The organism is Erwinia magellanica, assembly GCF_039023495.1.
Lineage (GTDB): Bacteria > Pseudomonadota > Gammaproteobacteria > Enterobacterales > Enterobacteriaceae > Erwinia.
This window is the reverse complement of sequence record NZ_JBCHVC010000002.1, coordinates 35,813-52,254: the sequence shown is the minus strand read 5'-3', so window position 1 is coordinate 52,254 and position 16,442 is coordinate 35,813. Positions and strand designations below refer to the sequence as shown.

At 58.0% G+C, this 16,442-nt stretch carries 17 protein-coding genes; 6 read left to right on the top strand and 11 right to left on the bottom strand.

Going from position 1 to position 16,442, the window contains the following annotated elements; all coding sequences use genetic code 11:
- Positions 1–6: 6 nt before the first annotated feature.
- The gene (locus AAH450_RS07275; protein WP_342909640.1) at positions 7–1,167 is read left to right on the top strand and encodes a pyridoxal phosphate-dependent aminotransferase; all 1,161 of its coding nucleotides are present in this window, start codon (positions 7–9) and stop codon (positions 1,165–1,167) included.
- Positions 1,155–1,922 (top strand): amidohydrolase, encoded by a 768-nt coding sequence (locus tag AAH450_RS07270; RefSeq protein ID WP_342909639.1) that lies wholly within the window; start codon positions 1,155–1,157, stop codon positions 1,920–1,922. Before AAH450_RS07275 ends, AAH450_RS07270 begins: the two co-directional genes overlap by 13 nt.
- A 61-nt stretch (positions 1,923–1,983) precedes the next feature.
- On the opposite strand, the gene AAH450_RS07265 is transcribed toward AAH450_RS07270, so the two are convergent.
- The 10 genes from AAH450_RS07265 to hpxU form a co-directional block, all read right to left on the bottom strand.
- A complete protein-coding gene (locus AAH450_RS07265) occupies positions 1,984–3,312 on the bottom strand; it encodes a nucleobase:cation symporter-2 family protein (RefSeq protein WP_342910357.1) in 1,329 nt (442 codons plus the stop codon).
- A 101-nt stretch (positions 3,313–3,413) separates the two neighbouring features.
- A complete protein-coding gene (gene uraH / locus AAH450_RS07260; RefSeq protein ID WP_342909638.1) occupies positions 3,414–3,749 on the bottom strand; it encodes a hydroxyisourate hydrolase in 336 nt (111 codons plus the stop codon).
- Positions 3,746–4,240 carry a 2-oxo-4-hydroxy-4-carboxy-5-ureidoimidazoline decarboxylase gene (gene uraD / locus AAH450_RS07255; RefSeq protein ID WP_342909637.1) on the bottom strand — a complete coding sequence of 165 codons (495 nt, stop codon included), beginning with the start codon at positions 4,238–4,240 and terminating at the stop codon, positions 3,746–3,748. Before uraD ends, uraH begins: the two co-directional genes overlap by 4 nt.
- On the bottom strand, positions 4,237–5,505 hold the full coding sequence (gene hpxK, locus AAH450_RS07250; protein ID WP_342909636.1) for an allantoate amidohydrolase: 1,269 nt from the start codon (positions 5,503–5,505) through the stop codon (positions 4,237–4,239). Before hpxK ends, uraD begins: the two co-directional genes overlap by 4 nt.
- Positions 5,505–6,734 (bottom strand): pyridoxal-phosphate-dependent aminotransferase family protein, encoded by a 1,230-nt coding sequence (locus AAH450_RS07245; RefSeq protein ID WP_342909635.1) that lies wholly within the window; start codon positions 6,732–6,734, stop codon positions 5,505–5,507. The genes hpxK and AAH450_RS07245 overlap by 1 nt, the downstream gene beginning before the upstream one ends.
- Positions 6,735–6,765: 31 nt before the next feature.
- Positions 6,766–7,503 (bottom strand): amino acid ABC transporter ATP-binding protein, encoded by a 738-nt coding sequence (locus AAH450_RS07240; protein ID WP_342909634.1) that lies wholly within the window; start codon positions 7,501–7,503, stop codon positions 6,766–6,768.
- The gene (locus AAH450_RS07235; protein ID WP_318789791.1) at positions 7,484–8,140 is read right to left on the bottom strand and encodes an amino acid ABC transporter permease; all 657 of its coding nucleotides are present in this window, start codon (positions 8,138–8,140) and stop codon (positions 7,484–7,486) included. Before AAH450_RS07235 ends, AAH450_RS07240 begins: the two co-directional genes overlap by 20 nt.
- Entirely contained in the window at positions 8,137–8,805 is a 669-nt protein-coding gene (locus tag AAH450_RS07230; protein ID WP_342909633.1) for an amino acid ABC transporter permease, read from the bottom strand. Before AAH450_RS07230 ends, AAH450_RS07235 begins: the two co-directional genes overlap by 4 nt.
- 9 nt (positions 8,806–8,814) lie before the next feature.
- Positions 8,815–9,597 carry a transporter substrate-binding domain-containing protein gene (locus tag AAH450_RS07225; RefSeq protein WP_342909632.1) on the bottom strand — a complete coding sequence of 261 codons (783 nt, stop codon included), beginning with the start codon at positions 9,595–9,597 and terminating at the stop codon, positions 8,815–8,817.
- A gap of 304 nt (positions 9,598–9,901) precedes the next feature.
- On the bottom strand, positions 9,902–10,741 hold the full coding sequence (gene hpxU / locus AAH450_RS07220; protein ID WP_342909631.1) for a MurR/RpiR family transcriptional regulator HpxU: 840 nt from the start codon (positions 10,739–10,741) through the stop codon (positions 9,902–9,904).
- A gap of 196 nt (positions 10,742–10,937) precedes the next feature.
- Here hpxU and AAH450_RS07215 point away from each other — a divergent pair, with 196 nt between their 5' ends.
- Genes AAH450_RS07215 through hpxZ form a run of 4 tightly spaced genes read left to right on the top strand, consistent with a single transcriptional unit; the run spans position 10,938 to position 14,505 of the window.
- Positions 10,938–12,524: a gamma-glutamyltransferase family protein gene (locus tag AAH450_RS07215; RefSeq protein ID WP_342909630.1), complete on the top strand. Its 1,587-nt coding sequence runs from the start codon at positions 10,938–10,940 to the stop codon at positions 12,522–12,524.
- Positions 12,525–12,536: 12 nt separating this feature from the next.
- Positions 12,537–12,725 carry an oxalurate catabolism protein HpxX gene (hpxX, locus tag AAH450_RS07210; RefSeq protein ID WP_342909629.1) on the top strand — a complete coding sequence of 63 codons (189 nt, stop codon included), beginning with the start codon at positions 12,537–12,539 and terminating at the stop codon, positions 12,723–12,725.
- Positions 12,722–14,122 (top strand): AtzE family amidohydrolase, encoded by a 1,401-nt coding sequence (locus tag AAH450_RS07205; protein ID WP_342909628.1) that lies wholly within the window; start codon positions 12,722–12,724, stop codon positions 14,120–14,122. Before hpxX ends, AAH450_RS07205 begins: the two co-directional genes overlap by 4 nt.
- Positions 14,122–14,505, top strand: coding sequence for an oxalurate catabolism protein HpxZ (gene hpxZ, locus AAH450_RS07200; RefSeq protein ID WP_342909627.1), 384 nt, complete (start codon positions 14,122–14,124; stop codon positions 14,503–14,505). Before AAH450_RS07205 ends, hpxZ begins: the two co-directional genes overlap by 1 nt.
- A gap of 953 nt (positions 14,506–15,458) precedes the next feature.
- On the opposite strand, the gene puuE is transcribed toward hpxZ, so the two are convergent.
- Positions 15,459–16,418: an allantoinase PuuE gene (gene puuE, locus AAH450_RS07195; RefSeq protein WP_342909626.1), complete on the bottom strand. Its 960-nt coding sequence runs from the start codon at positions 16,416–16,418 to the stop codon at positions 15,459–15,461.
- Positions 16,419–16,442: the final 24 nt, after the last annotated feature.

Below are 16,442 nucleotides of genomic sequence, written 5' to 3'. Positions count from 1 at the left end.
CTCTTTATGAGCCAGACTTCGCTAATTCCAGAGAGCAAACTACCTGCACTGGGCACCACCATCTTCACGCAAATGAGCGCGCTGGCACAGCAGCATAACGCCATCAATTTGTCGCAGGGTTTTCCTGACTTTGACGGCCCCGATTATCTGAAAGCGCGTCTGGCACATCATGTCAGCGTCGGCGCGAATCAGTATGCGCCGATGACCGGCGTCCAGCCGCTGCGCGATGCGATTGCCGCCAAGAGTGCCGAACTCTATGGCTACCGGCCGGACAGCAATAGCGAAGTTACCGTGACCTCCGGCGCTACTGAAGCGCTCTATGCGGCGATTACCGCGCTGGTGCGCCCTGGCGACGAAGTGATCTGCTTTGATCCCAGCTACGACAGCTATGCGCCAGCCATTACTCTGGCGGGCGGCGTGACGAAGCGTATTGCCCTGCAACCGCCTTTATTCCGCGTGGACTGGCAGGAATTTGCTGCTCTGCTTTCGCCACGTACCCGTCTGGTGATCCTGAATACGCCGCATAATCCTTCTGCCACCGTCTGGCAGAAAAGCGATTTTGCCGCGCTGTGGCAGGCTGTGAAAGAGCAGGAAATTTACATCCTGAGCGATGAAGTGTATGAGCACATCTGTTTTGCCGACGAGGGCCATGCCAGCGTACTGGCACATCCAGCGCTGCGTGAGCGCGCTATTGCGGTCTCCTCATTTGGCAAAACCTTTCATATGACCGGCTGGAAAGTTGGCTACTGTGTAGCACCCGCCGCGCTGATGGCGGAAGTACGTAAAGTGCACCAGTATCTTACCTTCTCGGTAAATACGCCGGCGCAGCTGGCGCTGGCGGATATGCTCAACGCTGAACCAGAGCATTACCGCGAGCTGCCGGCATTCTATCGTGCCCGCCGTGACCGCTTTGTGCAGGCGCTGGCAAGCAGTCGGCTGGAGGTTCTGCCGTGTGAGGGCACCTACTTCCTGCTGGCTGACTACAGCGCCATTTCTGAGCTGGATGATGTGGCGTTCTGTCAGTGGCTGACCAAAGAAGTGGGCGTGGCGGCTATCCCGTTGTCGGTGTTCTGCGCCGACGCCTTTCCTCATAAACTGATCCGCCTGTGCTTTGCCAAGCAGGAAGCCACGCTGGATGCCGCTGCGGAGCGCCTGTGTCAACTTTAAACCTCACCGTTTTACAACAGCCGCTGGTCTGGATGGAGGGCGAAGCGAACCTCGCCTTCTTTGATACGCTGCTGGCGGACTTGCAGGGACGTGACCTGATTATCCTGCCGGAGATGTTTACCACCGGTTTTGCGATGGAAGCGGCGAAAAGCTCGCTGCCGCAGGCACGCGTGATCGAATGGCTGCATGAGAAGGCCAGAGCCACCAGGGCGATGGTTGGTGGCAGTGCGGCTATCCAGACGGAAAAAGGGGCAGTGAACCGTTTTCTGCTGGTAGAACCGGACGGCAAAGTTCACCATTACGACAAACGCCACCTGTTCCGCATGGCTGATGAGCACCATCACTACCTGGCGGGCGATCGCCGTGAAATTGTTGAGTGGCGCGGCTGGCGCATTCTGCCTCAGGTCTGTTATGACCTGCGCTTCCCGGTGTTTTCACGCAATGCTAACGACTATGACCTGGCGCTCTATGTCGCTAACTGGCCCGCACCGCGCGCCGGTCACTGGCAGGCGCTGCTGTTGGCTCGTGCTATTGAAAATCAGGCTTATATCGCTGGCTGTAACCGTGTCGGCAGCGATGGTAATAATCATCACTACAGCGGCGACAGCCGGATTATCAGCCCGCTGGGCGAGATTCTGGCAGCAGGCGAAGCGCACCAGCCCGCGATCCTGAACGCCGAACTGTCGCTGGAAACCCTGCGGGAATACCGTGAACGCTTCCCCGCCTGGCGCGATGCCGACGCTTTCAGCCTGTAACCTCAGGCGCTGGCATAAAAAACCCGCCGCTGGCGGGTTTTCTTTTGCTTTGCGTTCGCGCTCAATGTCTCTCCTGAGAGGGCTGCGCGCTTGCCGGTTGCTTTGCCACGCTGTTAAAGAGGATATTCAGCACCACCGACACCAGGCAGGCGGCGCTGATGCCTGAATGGAAAATAGTGCGTACCCAGTTGGGGAAGTGGTCATAGAACGACGGCATCACGATGGGGATCATGCCAAAGGCCAGGGAGGTGGCGACAATCACCAGGTTCATATTCTCTTTGTAATCCACCTTTGCCAGCGTGCGGATCCCGCTGGCGGCCACGGTGCCAAACAGTACCACACCTGCTCCGCCCAGTACCGGCATTGGCACCGCCGCCACTATTCTGCCGAGAACCGGCAGGCACCCCAACAGCACCAGAATCCCTCCGCCTGCTGCCACCACATAACGGCTTTTGATCCCGGTTATCGCCACCAGACCAATGTTTTGCGCAAAGGCGCTTTGCGGAAACGAGTTGAACACCGGCGACAGCGCGCTGGTCAGCATATCGGCCCGCAGACCGCTGGCGATGCGTTTGCCATCCACTTCGGTGCCCACAATCTCGCCAATGGCGATCAGCCCCGCTGTCGTCTCGGTCAGTAGAACCAGAACGATAAGCGTCATCGACAGGATCGCCGCCACGTCGAACACCGGCAGACCAAAGGTCAATATGCCCGGCATTGCCACCCAGTCGCCTCGCAGCACCGCAGAAAAATGCGTGCTTCCCTTCAGCACGGCAAACAGGGTCCCCAGCACCATCGCCAGCAGCACCGCTAATCGTTTCACCGTGCTGTTTCCAATGCGATTAAGGAACAACACCAGCCCGAGAGTCATCGCAGCCAGGCCAATATTTGCCGTTGAGCCGTAGTCGGGAGCCGTTGGGTTCCCGCCCATCGCCCAGCGGGCCGCCACCGGCATCAGTGAAAGGCCAATCGCAGTAATCACCGTGCCGGTGACCACAGGGGGAAAGAAGCGAATGATCTGGGCAAAGAGCGGCGCAATCAGCAGGCCAATCAGCGAAGAGGCGATAACCGCGCCAAAGACAGCCGGCAGGCCGCCGCCGCTGGTGACCAGCGTGACCATAGTTGCCACCCCGGCAAAAGAGACTCCCTGCACCAACGGCAGCCGCGAACCAAACCCCGGCACGCCCAGCGCCTGCAACAGGGTGGCGAAGCCGCTGACAAACAGCGCAGCCGTAATCAGCAGCCCCAACTCTGCGCCGTGCAGTCCGGCGGCAGAGCCAATAATCAAGGGCGGAGCGATAATACCGCCATACATTGTCAGCACGTGCTGCAATCCCCAGGCAAAGGTTTTCCCTGCCGGATAACGCGTATCTTCTGGCCTGACGCTCATCATGACACCTTTCACTGTTTACCTGTCGCAACAGGCGGTTTTACCCTCCCGGTGGGCGGCCGGGAGTCAGCCCGCCCACCGGAAGAGATTGAGTAGCCCAATCAGCTGCCGCGGTAGGTAGACCACGACCAGGGAGAGATCAGAAAAGGCAGATGATAGTGACTGCCTGCTTCAGGAAGGAGGAAATCGATCTGCGCGCTGACGTAGAGGGCTTCACGGCCGCTGGCGGCAAAATAGCTGTAGAGATCGGCAACCAGACGATACCGGCCAGCCGCCAGGCCTTGCGGCGTCAGATCTTTAATGCGCCCGTCGCCATCGGTAGCGCCACTGGCAACGGTTTGCCAGCCCTGCGCTCTCTGCTGTTCTAAAAGGATATTGACGCCAGCCGCCGGTTTCCCCAGGGCGGTATCCAGTACATGGGTGGTTATGGTGTTCATGCAAAGGTCTCCTTAAGGCGCAACAGGGTTATTTCACGTAGCTGATCCAGCGCTTCCTGCTGCTCCTGGCGCGGATCGTTAGCCATACGTCGCTGTAACTCTGCCAGCATCTCTTCACCGCTACGGCCTTTTGCGCGAATTAAAAACAGGCGGCCAAAACGTTGCTCGTAGGCAGCATTTCCCGCCTGCAACGCCTGCTTTAATGCCGCATCCTGCGCATTCACGCTGCCCTGTTCGCCGCGTGAAAGCCCCGCTTCTTTGCTGTTACCCTGCGCTTTTTCACCAATACGCGGATGCGCCGATAACGCCTGATGCAGCGCCTGCTCATCCCACTGGCGCGCCAGCGTATCCCCCTGCTTCAGCAGAGCATCCAGCGAGGGAAACGGCCTTGCCGACACCAGCGCGGATCTCCACGCCGGGATGGCCACGCAGTGGGCCAGCTGCTCGCTCGCCTGCGTCACAGGTGCCTGATTGAATTCATCCAGCGTCATTCTCTGTCTCCTGATGCCACATCAAATACCGCCCTGGCATAAGCCTGAATCGCCAGAGCGACATCTTTCTCCTTTACCGATTCCGCCGGATGATGGCTGATACCGCGATCGCAGCGCACAAACAGCATGCCGACCGGCCAGCGTTCCGCAATGGCAATGGCATCATGTCCGGCACCACTCGGCAGCGCCAGGCTGCGGCCCTGCACAGCGGAAACCGCCTGCGTTAAGGTAGCCTGCAACCCTTCATCGCAGCGCGTGGCGGGGATGCGGTAATATTCGTCTGAACGGAAGGTCAGCCAACGCCGCAGCGCGATCACTTCCGCCTGGGTCAGCAGGTCAGAGAGCAGCTCTGCCAGCGGCTGATCTTCAGGCCCGCGCACGTCCAGCGTCAGCGCCACAACGCCCGGAATGACGTTGACCGCACCCGGCGAACAGTGCAACGTGCCTACCGTCGCCACCAGCTGTGGGCCATGCTTCGGCGCAGCCTGTTCAACGTACACCATCCATTCCGCCGCAGCGGCCAGGGCATCTTTACGGTGCGACATCGGCACCGTACCGGCGTGGCCCGCTTCGCCAACAAACTGGCAGTTCAGACGACGCGCGCCGTTGATAGCGGTGACCACACCCAGCGCAAGGTTCTCCTGCTCCAGGCAAGGCCCCTGCTCAATATGCAGTTCAAGATAGGCCGCGATATCGCTGACTTTACGAGCCGCCTGATGCACGGCGTCCCCATCCAGCCCCACATCCGCCATCGCCTGCGCCACGGTGATACTGTTGCCGTCGGGATGGCTTATCCAGCTTTCCGGCCAGCTGCCGGTAAGGCCACGGCTGCCCAGCAACGTGATGCCAAACCGCGTGCCCTCTTCGTCACCAAACCCCACAATTTCAATCGCCAGCGGTAGGCGCAGTTGCTGTTGATGCAGCGCCTGTACCGTTTCAATCGCCGTCACCACGCCTAGCATGCCGTCGTAACGTCCCGCGTTACGAACCGTATCAAGATGAGAGCCAAGCAGCAGCGCCGGTGCCCCAGGCTCCAGCCCTTCATAGCGACCGCAGATATTGCCCACGCTATCCTGCCAGACGCGCATACCGGCTGCGCGCATCCACTCACCAACCAGCGCGTTAGCCTGTAAATGTTCCGGCGAGAGATAGACGCGCGTCAGAAAGCCCGGCGTTTCGGAGATCTCCGCCAGACGATCGCAGCGCGCCATCACTCTGGCGGCCGCCTGCGCCGCGCTGGCGGCACTCATCAGGCTATCGCTCATCAGCAGCTCCCGTTTGCGTAATGATCCCAGGCTGACTGCATCGCGGCGCCCTGGGTGGTGCTGAATCCCAGATAGTTAAGTACCGACTCCAGCGCGCTCAGGGTTTGCATCACGCAATCTTTGCGGGCGTTATAGCCCATGGTGCCGATGCGCCACACTTTGCCATGCAGCGGCCCAAAGGAGGTGCCGATTTCAATGCCGAAATCCTCCAGCATCAGCTTGCGAACCTGGTCGCCGTTAACGCCCGGCGGGATCATTACCCCCAGCACGTTATTCATTTTGTATTTCAGGTTGCCGAAGGTCTCAAGCCCCATACCCTGAATGCCTTTTAACAGCGCATCGCCGTGCAGCTTGTGCCGTGCGATGCCGTTATCCAGCCCCTCCTGGAGGATCAGGCGCGCACATTCGCGGGCGCCAAACAGTGCGCTCGTCGCTTCAGTATGGTGATTCAGCCGCTCCGGCCCCCAGTAATCCATGATCATCCCAAGATCGAAGTAGTTCGAGTAGATCATCTCATCATCCCCATCCTGGTGCGCCGCCGTGCGGATGCCCTCCTCCACGCATTTACGCTTGCGGATTGCCGCTTCCATCTGCGGGCTGAGAGTGATGGGAGACGTGCCTGAAGGGCCGCCCAGGCACTTTTGCATGCCTGCGGAGACGGCATCCAGCCCCCACGCGTCCGTTTCCAGCACGTTACCGGCAATCGAGGCGGTAGCGTCGGTATAGAACAGCACGCCATACTTTTTGCAGATGGCGCCCAGCTCCTCCAGCGGTTGCAGCATGGTGGTGGAGGTGTCGCCCTGCACCGTCAGCAGCAGGCGCGGGCGGACGGTTTTAATGGCATCCTCAATCTGATCTGGGGTGAACACTTCCCCCCACGGCACCTCGATAGTGTGCACTTCAGCACGGCAGCGGCGGGCAATTTCGCACAGCAGATGGCCGAAACGGCCAAAGACCGGCACCAGCACTTTATCGCCAGGGCGGATAGCGGAAAGCAGGATAGCTTCAATCCCGGCGCGTGAGGTGCCGTCGATCAGCAACGTCCACCTGTTTTCGGTACGAAACACGCCACGATAAAGCTCCATCACTTCGTTCATGTAGTGCGTCATCGCCGGATCGTATTGCCCAAGCAACTGACTGGACATGGCGCGCAGCACGCGCGGGTCGGCATTGATCGGTCCTGGCCCCATCAGCAGGCGCTGCGGCGGGTTAATCTGTGAGTATTTCATCCATTCATTCCTTCTCTGACCGAACCGGCGCTTAGCTCAGGCCGCGCACCGATGAGATAAATTGTTTAAGTTCCTGCGATTTCGGGTTGGCGAATACGCTTTTACTGTCGCCCTGCTCCCATACGCGCCCCTGATGCATAAACACCACGCGGTCGCCCACTTCACGGGCAAAGTTCATTTCGTGGGTCACCAGGATCAGCGTCATGCCCTCACTGGCTAACTGCTCCAGTACTTTAAGCACTTCGCCCACCAGCTCCGGATCCAGCGCCGAGGTGATCTCATCACACAGCAGCACTTTCGGCGACATGGCCAGCGCACGAGCTATTGCCACGCGCTGCTGCTGACCGCCCGAAAGGTTCGACGGAAAGTAGTCCATCCGGTCGCCCAGCCCCACTTTTTCCAGCATCTGTGCCGCGAGGGTTCGGCATTCCGCTTCGCTCTTTTTCAGCACCCGCCTGGGTGCCAGCATGACGTTTTCCAGCGCGGTCATATGCGGGAACAGGTTGAAGTTCTGGAACACCATGCCAACGGAGCGGCTGATTTCCCGCGCCTGAGAATCCCTGTCGGTGATGGTCATGCCGCCCAGCTTGATGCTGCCTTCCTGATATCCCTCCAGCCCGTTGATGCAGCGCAGCAGGGTACTTTTTCCCGAGCCGCTGCGGCCGATAATTGAGATGACCTCCCCCATATCAACATCGAGATCCACCCCTTTCAGCACGTGGTTCTCGCCATAATATTTCTGCACCTGATTAATGGTGATGAGCGGCATTGAATTTCTTCTCCAGGTACTGGCTGTAGCGGGACAGCGGATAACACATCAGGAAATAGCCCGCGGCCACCAGTCCGAAAACCTTAAAGGGTTGCAAGGTCACGTTGTTCAGAATGGTGCCGGCTTTGGTCAGCTCGACAAAGCCAATGATGGAAGCCAGCGCGGTGCCTTTGATCACCTGTACGGCAAAGCCTACGGTTGGCGCAATGCCAATACGTAACGCCTGCGGTAACACCACGCGGTATAACGTCTGGCCGAAGTTCAGCCCCAGGCAGCGTGATGCTTCCCACTGCCCTTTTGGCAGAGCCAGAATACTGCCGTGCCAGATATCCACCAGAAAAGCGCTGGTGTAAAAGGTCAGGGCCAGCGAGGCGGCGGTCCACGGCGAAACGTCAATACCAAACAGCGCCACGCCAAAAAAGGCCAGGAAGAGCTGCATCAGCAGCGGCGTCCCCTGAAACAGCTCAATATAGGCGCGGATCAGCCGCATCGGCCAGCGACGGCGGGTCAGCCGTACCATTACCAGCGGCAGGGCCACGATGGTGCCGCCAACAAAGGCGGTCAGTGACAGCAAAATCGTCCAGCGGGCAGCCAGCAGCAAATTGCGCAGAATGTCCCAGTCGGTAAACGTACTCATCCGTGCGCACTCCCTAACCATTTACGGCCCGCGGCCAGCAGCAGCTGGCGCATCACAATCGACAACGCCAGGTAGATAAGCGTGGTCACCAGATAAACCTCGAAACTCAGAAAAGTGCGCGACTGGATCAGGTTGGCGGCAAACGTCAGCTCTTCATAAGAGACCTGCGACACCACCGAAGAACCAAGCATCACGATAATGCACTGACTGACCAGCGCCGGGTAGATGCGCTTCAGTGAAGGCGGCAACACCACGCGCATAAAAGTTTGCGTCCGGGTTAATCCCAGCACGCGTCCAGCTTCCCACTGCCCTTTTGGCGTGACCTGGATCCCGGCACGAATAATCTCCGTGCTGTAGGCGCCCAGATTAATCAGCATTGCCAGCAGCGCCGCTTCCCCGGCGGTGAGTTTCAGCCCGAGATTCGGCAGGCCAAACACGATAAAAAAGAGCTGTACCACAAAGGGCGTGTTGCGGATCAGCTCCACATAACAGCCCCACAGGCGGCTAATCAGCGAAGGTTTTCCGCTGCGCAGGGCGGCGCCCAAAATGCCCAGCGCCACGCCGCCAGTGGTGGCCAGAACGGTCAGCTGGATAGTGATCCAGAGGCCGGAAAGCAGTTCCGGCCAGTAAGGCCACAGCGCAGGAAAATCAAGTTGCCCAATCATCAGCAACCCTTACGCGCCGAGGTCTGCGGGCAGCGGCGCTTTCAGCCACTCTTCCGAGAGGGCGTTCAGGGTTTTGTCTTTAAGCGCCTGCTCAATCAGCTCGTCCACTTTCGCTTTCAGCGCAGGTTCATCTTTTCGCATGCCGATAAAGCATGGCGAATCCTTGAGCATAAATTTTGCTACCGGCGCTTTATCTGCGTTCTGACGGGCAATGGCGGCTACCACCAGATTGCCGGTCGCCACATACTGCACCTGACCGGAGAGATAAGCCGAGAGCGTGGTGTTGTTATCTTCATAGCGTTTCAACTGGGTATCTTTTGGCGCCAGCTCCGTTAACACCATGTCTTCCACCGCGCCGCGAGTCACGCCGACAGATTTACCGCTCAGCGCAGCGGCATCTTTCAGCTCAGCCTCTTTCGGGCCGAAAACGCCCAGAAAGAACGGTGCGTAAGCGCGGCTGAAGGCGATTGCTTTTTCACGTTCCGGGTTTTTGCCCAGGCTGGAGATCACCAGGTCTACCTTATCGGTTTGCAGATAGGGTACGCGGTTGGCGCTGGTAACGGGCACCAGTTGCAACTTAAGTTTCATCTGTTTCGCCAGGTATTTCGCCATATCAATGTCGTAACCCTGCGGCTGTAGATCGGTACTGACTGAACCAAACGGCGGAAAATCCTGCGGCACGGCAACGCGTAAAACGCCCCGTTTTTCAATATCCTGTAGCTGGTCGGCCTTCGCTGTTACCTGCGTTAACATCAGAGCCGCGCCTACTACTGCCAGTAATACTTTTTTCATCTGGTGTTCCCCGAATAATAAAAACATGAAACGAAAGATTCTTGAAGATTTTATTTGCAACTAATGTGCCAGCGAGAGAGGAGGCGGTGAAAATTTATTGCTGCCGGATAAAGAGAGCCAGCGAGGAGAAGAGGATCGGGTAAAAAGAGTGCGGAAACGGGCAGTTAAGTATTTAAGGGAAAAAACTCACCAGGCAAACGATTGCTTTGCTGTGGGGTGCCTTGCTGCGCCCACTCAGGAGAAGGCAGCAGATCGCCGGGAATATCCGCCCCAAAAAAAGGCAAAGCACCAAAAAGGTGCCCCATTACCGCTGTTCCAGCTCGTCCAGCTGGCTGTAGAGATCGGCTATCTGATGGATGCGCTGGCGGCCTTCGCTTAAAAGTTCATGCAGTACGGCATTGGCCAGCAGGTTTATCAGGCTGTTGGCTGAAGCGTAGCTGTCAAAGGCGGAAACGCTGTCCAGCGGCGCGCAGAGCTGCCAGCGGGCCAGGGCGATAACAGCCTGAGCCTGGGGTTCGCACACCACCACCGTTGGGATGGCATCCTGCTGTAACTGCTGGAGTAAGGGCTTGATGATGCGTGGACGGCGGCGGAAAGCGAGCACCACCACCATGTCGTTCTGCGTCACTTCCACCAGCTCTTCAGAGAGCGTCTGACCAGGCTGCGGCAGCACCTGAACGCCCCCTCTGGCCTGCAACAGCTGCTGCCGGAGGTGCAGTGCAACCGGGTAAGCGTTGCGCAGCCCAACGATGAATACGCGCTTGCTGCTGGCCAGCTGCTTTACCACTTCGCCAAACTGCGTGGCATCAATGCCGTTCACCCACTGAGTCAGATTCGCCATCTCCTGCTTGTAATGACGGGCAAGTAAGGTGTTGCCCTGCACCGCATCACGGTTGTCGGTTAACGGCATCCCGCTCTGACGAAGCGTACGCAGCTCGTCGCGCATATCTTTATATTTTTCATAGCCAAGCCGCTTGAAAAGGCGGCTGACCGTGGCTTTGGAAACACCGCTGAGCCTTGCCAGTTCGGCGCTGTTATAGCTGATCAGATCGTCAAAATGATCGAAGACAAAATCCCCTACCCGCTGCTCCTGAGGGGAGAGCTGGGGATAATGGCTTCTCAGACGTTCATCGAGCTGCTTCATAGCGTTGACCTTGTAACTTTTGTTTCAGAGGATCTGTTTATACAAATTGCGTGCCCGAACGGGAAACTTATTTTGCCGTCAGCCAGCAATTTTGTCCCGACCTTATGCGCAGAGAGGCAATTAACTTTTTGTTGCTGGCAAACTGGAACAGCTCTTGCTTACCTACTCTCCTGTAACCCTGAAAAAAGAGACCGGAATGATACAGAGTAATATCGCCCCCTTGGGCATGGCCGTCGCTCCCCATCATCTTGCCAGTGAAAGTGCCCTGGCAGTGTTGCGTGAAGGGGGCAATGCCATTGAAGCTATGGTTGCCGCTGCGGCGACCATCGCGGTGGTCTACCCGCATATGAATGGCCTGGGCGGAGACGGCTTCTGGCTGATCGTTCCTCCTCAGGGGGAACCGGTTGCCATTGATGCCAGCGGTGCTGCCGGCTCGCTGGCCGATCTCGCTTTTTATAAGAATGCCACCGCCATTCCCCATCGGGGGCCTGAAGCCGCCCTGACAGTGGCGGGTACAGTGAGCGGTTGGGCGGAAGCGCTGGCGGTTTCCGCCGAATTTGGCGGCACGGCGACGCCGGTTGCCAGGCTGCTGGCCGATGCCATTCGCTATGCCGCCGACGGCATTCCGGTCACCCAGTCGCAATCCTCCGCTACCGCCAGCAAATATCATGAGCTGGCGGAACAGCCCGGCTTTGCGCAAACCTTTCTTCCCGATGGGGAAGTGCCGAAGGCGGGCAGTCGCTTTACGCAACCGGCGCTGGCAAATACGCTGAGCCTGCTGACCGAAGAGGGGCTGGAGAGTTTTTATCGCGGCTCTCTGGCCCGCAAAATGGCGGGTGAAATGTCCCGACTGGGCATGCCCGTCACTCTTGAAGATCTGCATAATCACCGGGCAAAACGCCGGACGCCGCTGCGTATCCAGCATCAGTGTGGCGAAGTTTATAATATGACGCCGCCCACTCAGGGGCTGGTTTCCCTGGCGATCCTCGGCATTACCAGCCAGTTAAATATGCGTGATGCCACAGAAACAGAAACCGTTCACCGCATTGTGGAGGCGACCAAACTCGCCTTCAGCCTGCGCGATCGCTATATCACCGACCCGCTGCATATGCAGGAAGAGATGCAGGCGCTGCTGGATTCAGACCTGCTGACGCAGATGGCGGGAAAAATTGATGACCGGCAGGCCGCCCCCTGGGGCACGGGTAAAGGGCCTGGCGATACCGTCTGGATGGGCGTAATGGACAGCAGCGGTCTGGCCGTATCGTTTATTCAGAGCATTTATCATGAATTTGGCAGCGGCGTAGTGCTGCCAGATACCGGCATTACCTGGCAGAACCGCGGCGCGGCTTTCAGCCTCGATCCCGACCACCTTCTGGCGCTCAAGCCCGGCAAACAGCCTTTTCATACGCTGAATCCCGCCGCCGCACGGCTGAGCGATGGCCGCACAATGGTTTATGGCTCAATGGGCGGCGACGGGCAGCCGCAAACGCAGGCCGCCATTTTTACCCGTCACGTTGTCCAGGGGATGCCGCTTCAGCAATGTGTCAGCGCACCACGCTGGCTGCTGGGCCGGACCTGGGGCCAGGCCTCTGACTCGTTAAAGCTGGAGAGCCGCTTTTCCCCGGAAACCTTTGAACAGCTTCGCGCTTTGGGCCACGAAGTGGAGGCCCTGCCTGACTTCAGTGAAGCGGTGGGCCATGCAGGTGCCATCGTCCGGCACACCAACGGCATGCTGGAAGGAGCATGCGACCCAAGAAGCAACGGCAGCGCAGCCGGTTTTTAACAGGAGAAGAGCATGAATCAACATTCGCCCGACTGGGCAGCCTATGTGGCACAGATGGAACTGGTTCTCGGCGTAACCTTAAACGACCAGCGTCGGGCCGAGCTGCTGGTGCAGTTCACCCGCATTGCCGGTATGGCGGCGCCGCTGATGGCCTTTCCGCTGGACGATCGCCTGGAAGTGGCTGGAGTGTATAAAGCATGAATCCACTCTCTCTGAGCATCAAAGAGTTACAGGGCGCGCTAAGCAAAGGTGAGCTTAGTGCGCGGGATATTGCGCAGCAGACGCTCAGCCAGATAGCGCGGCTGAATCCGGCGATCAACGCCTGGACTGAAGTGACTCAGGATCGCATGCTTAACGAGGCCGATCGTCTCGATCGTCTGCGTCAAGAGGGACAGCCGCTGCCTCCACTGGCCGCAGTGCCCTACGCGGTGAAGAATCTGTTTGACGTGGCGGGCCATGTGACGCTGGCGGGTGCCACACTGTTCAGCGATCGTCAGGTGGCGAAGCAGGATAGCTGGGCGGTAAGCAGGCTGGCCAGCTCAGGCGCCCTGCTCTCCGGTATGCTGAATATGGATGCCTATGCTTATGGGTTTACCACGGAGAACAGCCATTACGGCGCAACCAGAAACCCGCACGATGTGCAGCGCATCGCCGGTGGTTCTTCTGGTGGGTCGGCGGCGGCGGTTGCTGCCGGGCTGGTCAATTTCTCTTTAGGCAGCGATACCAACGGTTCTATCCGCGTCCCGGCTTCGCTGTGTGGGATTTTTGGTCTGAAGCCCACCTTTGGTCGCCTTTCCCGTAGCGGCAGCCAGCCGTTTGTAGCGAGCCTTGATCATATCGGGCCGTTTGCCCGCTCCGTTGACGATCTGGCCCTGGTCTATGACTCACTACAGGGGCGCGATCCGCACGACAGCTTCCAGGCAGAGAAAGCTATGCATCCCGCCCACCGGTTACTGGAGCATGGGCTGGAGGGCCTGCGCTGCGCTGTACTGGGCGGCTATTTCCAGACCTGGTGCAGCGATGAAGCCCGCGCTGCCGTCAAGGTGGCAGCCAGGGCGCTGAACGCAGAGAATGAGGTTCTGTTTCCGGAAGCCGAACTGGCGCGTAGCGCCGCCTTTATTATCACTGCTTCAGAGGGGGGGAATCACTATCTGCCTGCATTACGCACTCAGCCTGAACGGTTTGAGCCGCTTTCGCGGGAGCGTCTGCTGGCTGGCGCGATGATCCCTTCCGCATGGTATGTGCAGGCTCAGCGTTTCCGCCACCATTTCCGTGAGCAGGTTTTACCGCTGTTTGAACAGTTTGACGTGCTGATTGCGCCTGCCACGCCAACTACTGCCACGTTGATTGGTCAGGAAACCATGCCTGTCAACGGCACTGATTTGCCGATCCGCGCGAGCATGGGGATGTTAACGCAACCCATCTCATTCCTGGGGCTGCCGGTCACTACGGTGCCGTTGCAAACGCCGGGTGGTTTGCCAATTGGCCTGCAACTGATTGCGGCCCCCTTTAAAGAAGAGGCGTGCCTGCGCGCGGCCTGGGCGTTAGAAAAAATGGGGATTGCGAAAGCTGCGCCCGTCATGTTGAGTGCACAATAATGAAAAGTGAATATATTGATCGACCAGCAATTTTAGCTGAAGTGACTGCGGCTTTTTACCGGTATGAAGAGGCGCTGATCGGTAATGACACCGTGGTGCTGGATGAGCTGTTCTGGCATGACGAGCGCACGGTGCGTCTGGGCGCGGGGGAAAATCTGTACGGCATCGATGAGATCAGAGCTTTTCGGGCGTCTCGTCCGGCCAAAGGGCTGGATCGCCAGTTGCGTCATACGGTGATCACCACGTTTGGGGAAGACTATGCTGTGTGCAGCACCGAGTTCACCCGCGAAGGCAGCGACAAAATCGGTCGTCAGCAGCAGACCTGGGTCAGGCTGCCCTGCGGCTGGCGGATTGTGGCGGCGCAGGTGAGTCTGATGAGCTGAGAGGGATCTGTTTGAAGGTCAAAACCGGGTGCGGTGACAAGGCGTCACCACAGAGCACCTTATCAGGGACGTCGTGAATCCATCCCTGGAGACCTGGATGCCGCATCCCTGCGGCATACACTCGGCTAACGTGCCCTGTGGTGCCACCCCATAAGATGCAGCTTTGCCAGTGTGTTTGGCGATCAAACAGGTCAAAAGCATAACTTTGGCTTTGGCTTTAGCTTTGGCAGGCTTGTACCAACAGGCAACACTAAAGTTATTGGGAAGGGAGAAGGGGCTGATAAACAAAAGCTAAGCGGCATGGACGCCGCTTCGCAGCCCCCATGGAGGGGTTCACGGCGTTTTTGTGTTCAGCCCCTTCTCCCTGACCAGATTGCTGAACTCACAGACGACCTGACTTTTCTGCACAACTTATAACGAAACTCACAGTGTGCCCCATAGCATCAGACATATGGGGGTTAGCGCTTTTACAGGTCAAAACCGGGTGCGGTGACAAGGCGTCACCACAGAGCACCTTATCAGGGACGTCGTGAATCCATCCCTGGAGACCTGGATGCCGCATCCCTGCGGCATACACTCAGCTAACGTGCCCTGTGGTGCCCCCATCAGATTCAGCTTTGCCAGTGTGTCCGGCGATCAAACAGGTCAAAAGTATGGTTTTGGCAGGTAGGTTTGTACCAACAGGCAACACTAAAGTTATTGGGAAGGGAGAAGGGGCTGATAAGCAAAAGCTAAGCGGCATGGACGCCGCTTCGCAGCCCCCATGGGGGGGTCACGGCGTTTTTGTGTTAAGCCCATTCTCCCTGACCGGAGTACTGCACTTTCAGACAACTTGCCCTTTTCTTACATTCAGTACTAAAGGCCTGAGTAAGGAAATTATGGGCTGTTAAGCAAAAGCTAAGTTAGTCAGTCAGTCAGCCGCAGCACGGATGCTGCGGCTAAACATCAGTGAATCACGCCTTCGGCGCAGGATGATTTTCCACCCAGTGATCGGCTATCTGCTGACGCGTGCAGATCCAGACATCGTCATATTGTTGAATATGATCCAGGAACCGCTGTAGCGCTTTAAAGCGCCCTGGCCGCCCAAGCAGACGGCAGTGCATCCCTATCGACAGCATTTTAGGCGAACTTTCACCCTCTTCGTACAGCACGTCAAAACTGTCTTTCAGATAGGTGTAGAACTGCTCTGCGGTATTGAAACCTTGCGGCGTGGCGAAACGCATGTCGTTGGTTTCTAAGGTATAGGGAATAATCAAATGGGGTTTGACCGTGCCGTCCTGGCAGGTAACCTGCGACCAGAAAGGCAAATCGTCGCCGTAGTAATCGCTGTCGTAAGTGAAACCGCCCTGCTCAACCACCAGCCTGCGGGTATTCGGGCTGTCGCGGCCGGTGTACCAGCCGGTTGGCGCTTTGCCGAACAGATCGGTTAGCGTGTCTACCGCCTGCTGCATATGCTGGCGCTCTGCTTTGGCATCCATTGCCTGATAATGGATCCAGCGCCAGCCGTGACTGACCACGTCATAATCCGCTGCTTTGATCGCTGCCACGATTTCAGGATGACGAGCCAGCGCCATCGCCACGCCGAACACGGTTAATGGCAAACCGCGCTTTTGAAACTCATTGTGAATGCGCCAGAAGCCTGCGCGGGAGCCATATTCATAGAGCGACTCCATTGACATATGGCGCTCGGGATAGCTCGCCGCCCCAATGATATCTGATAAAAACTGCTCGGAACCGGCATCGCCATGCAGCACGCTGTTCTCCGCGCCCTCTTCATAGTTCAGCACAAACTGCACGGCGATCTTCGCATTGCCAGGCCAGGCCGCATGAGGCGGATTGCCCGCATATCCACGGAGATCGCGCGGGTAGTTCTTATTGAAGCTGTACTCTTTTTTCTCTGCGGTATCAGTCATAGTTAAAGTCCTTGTATCGGCACG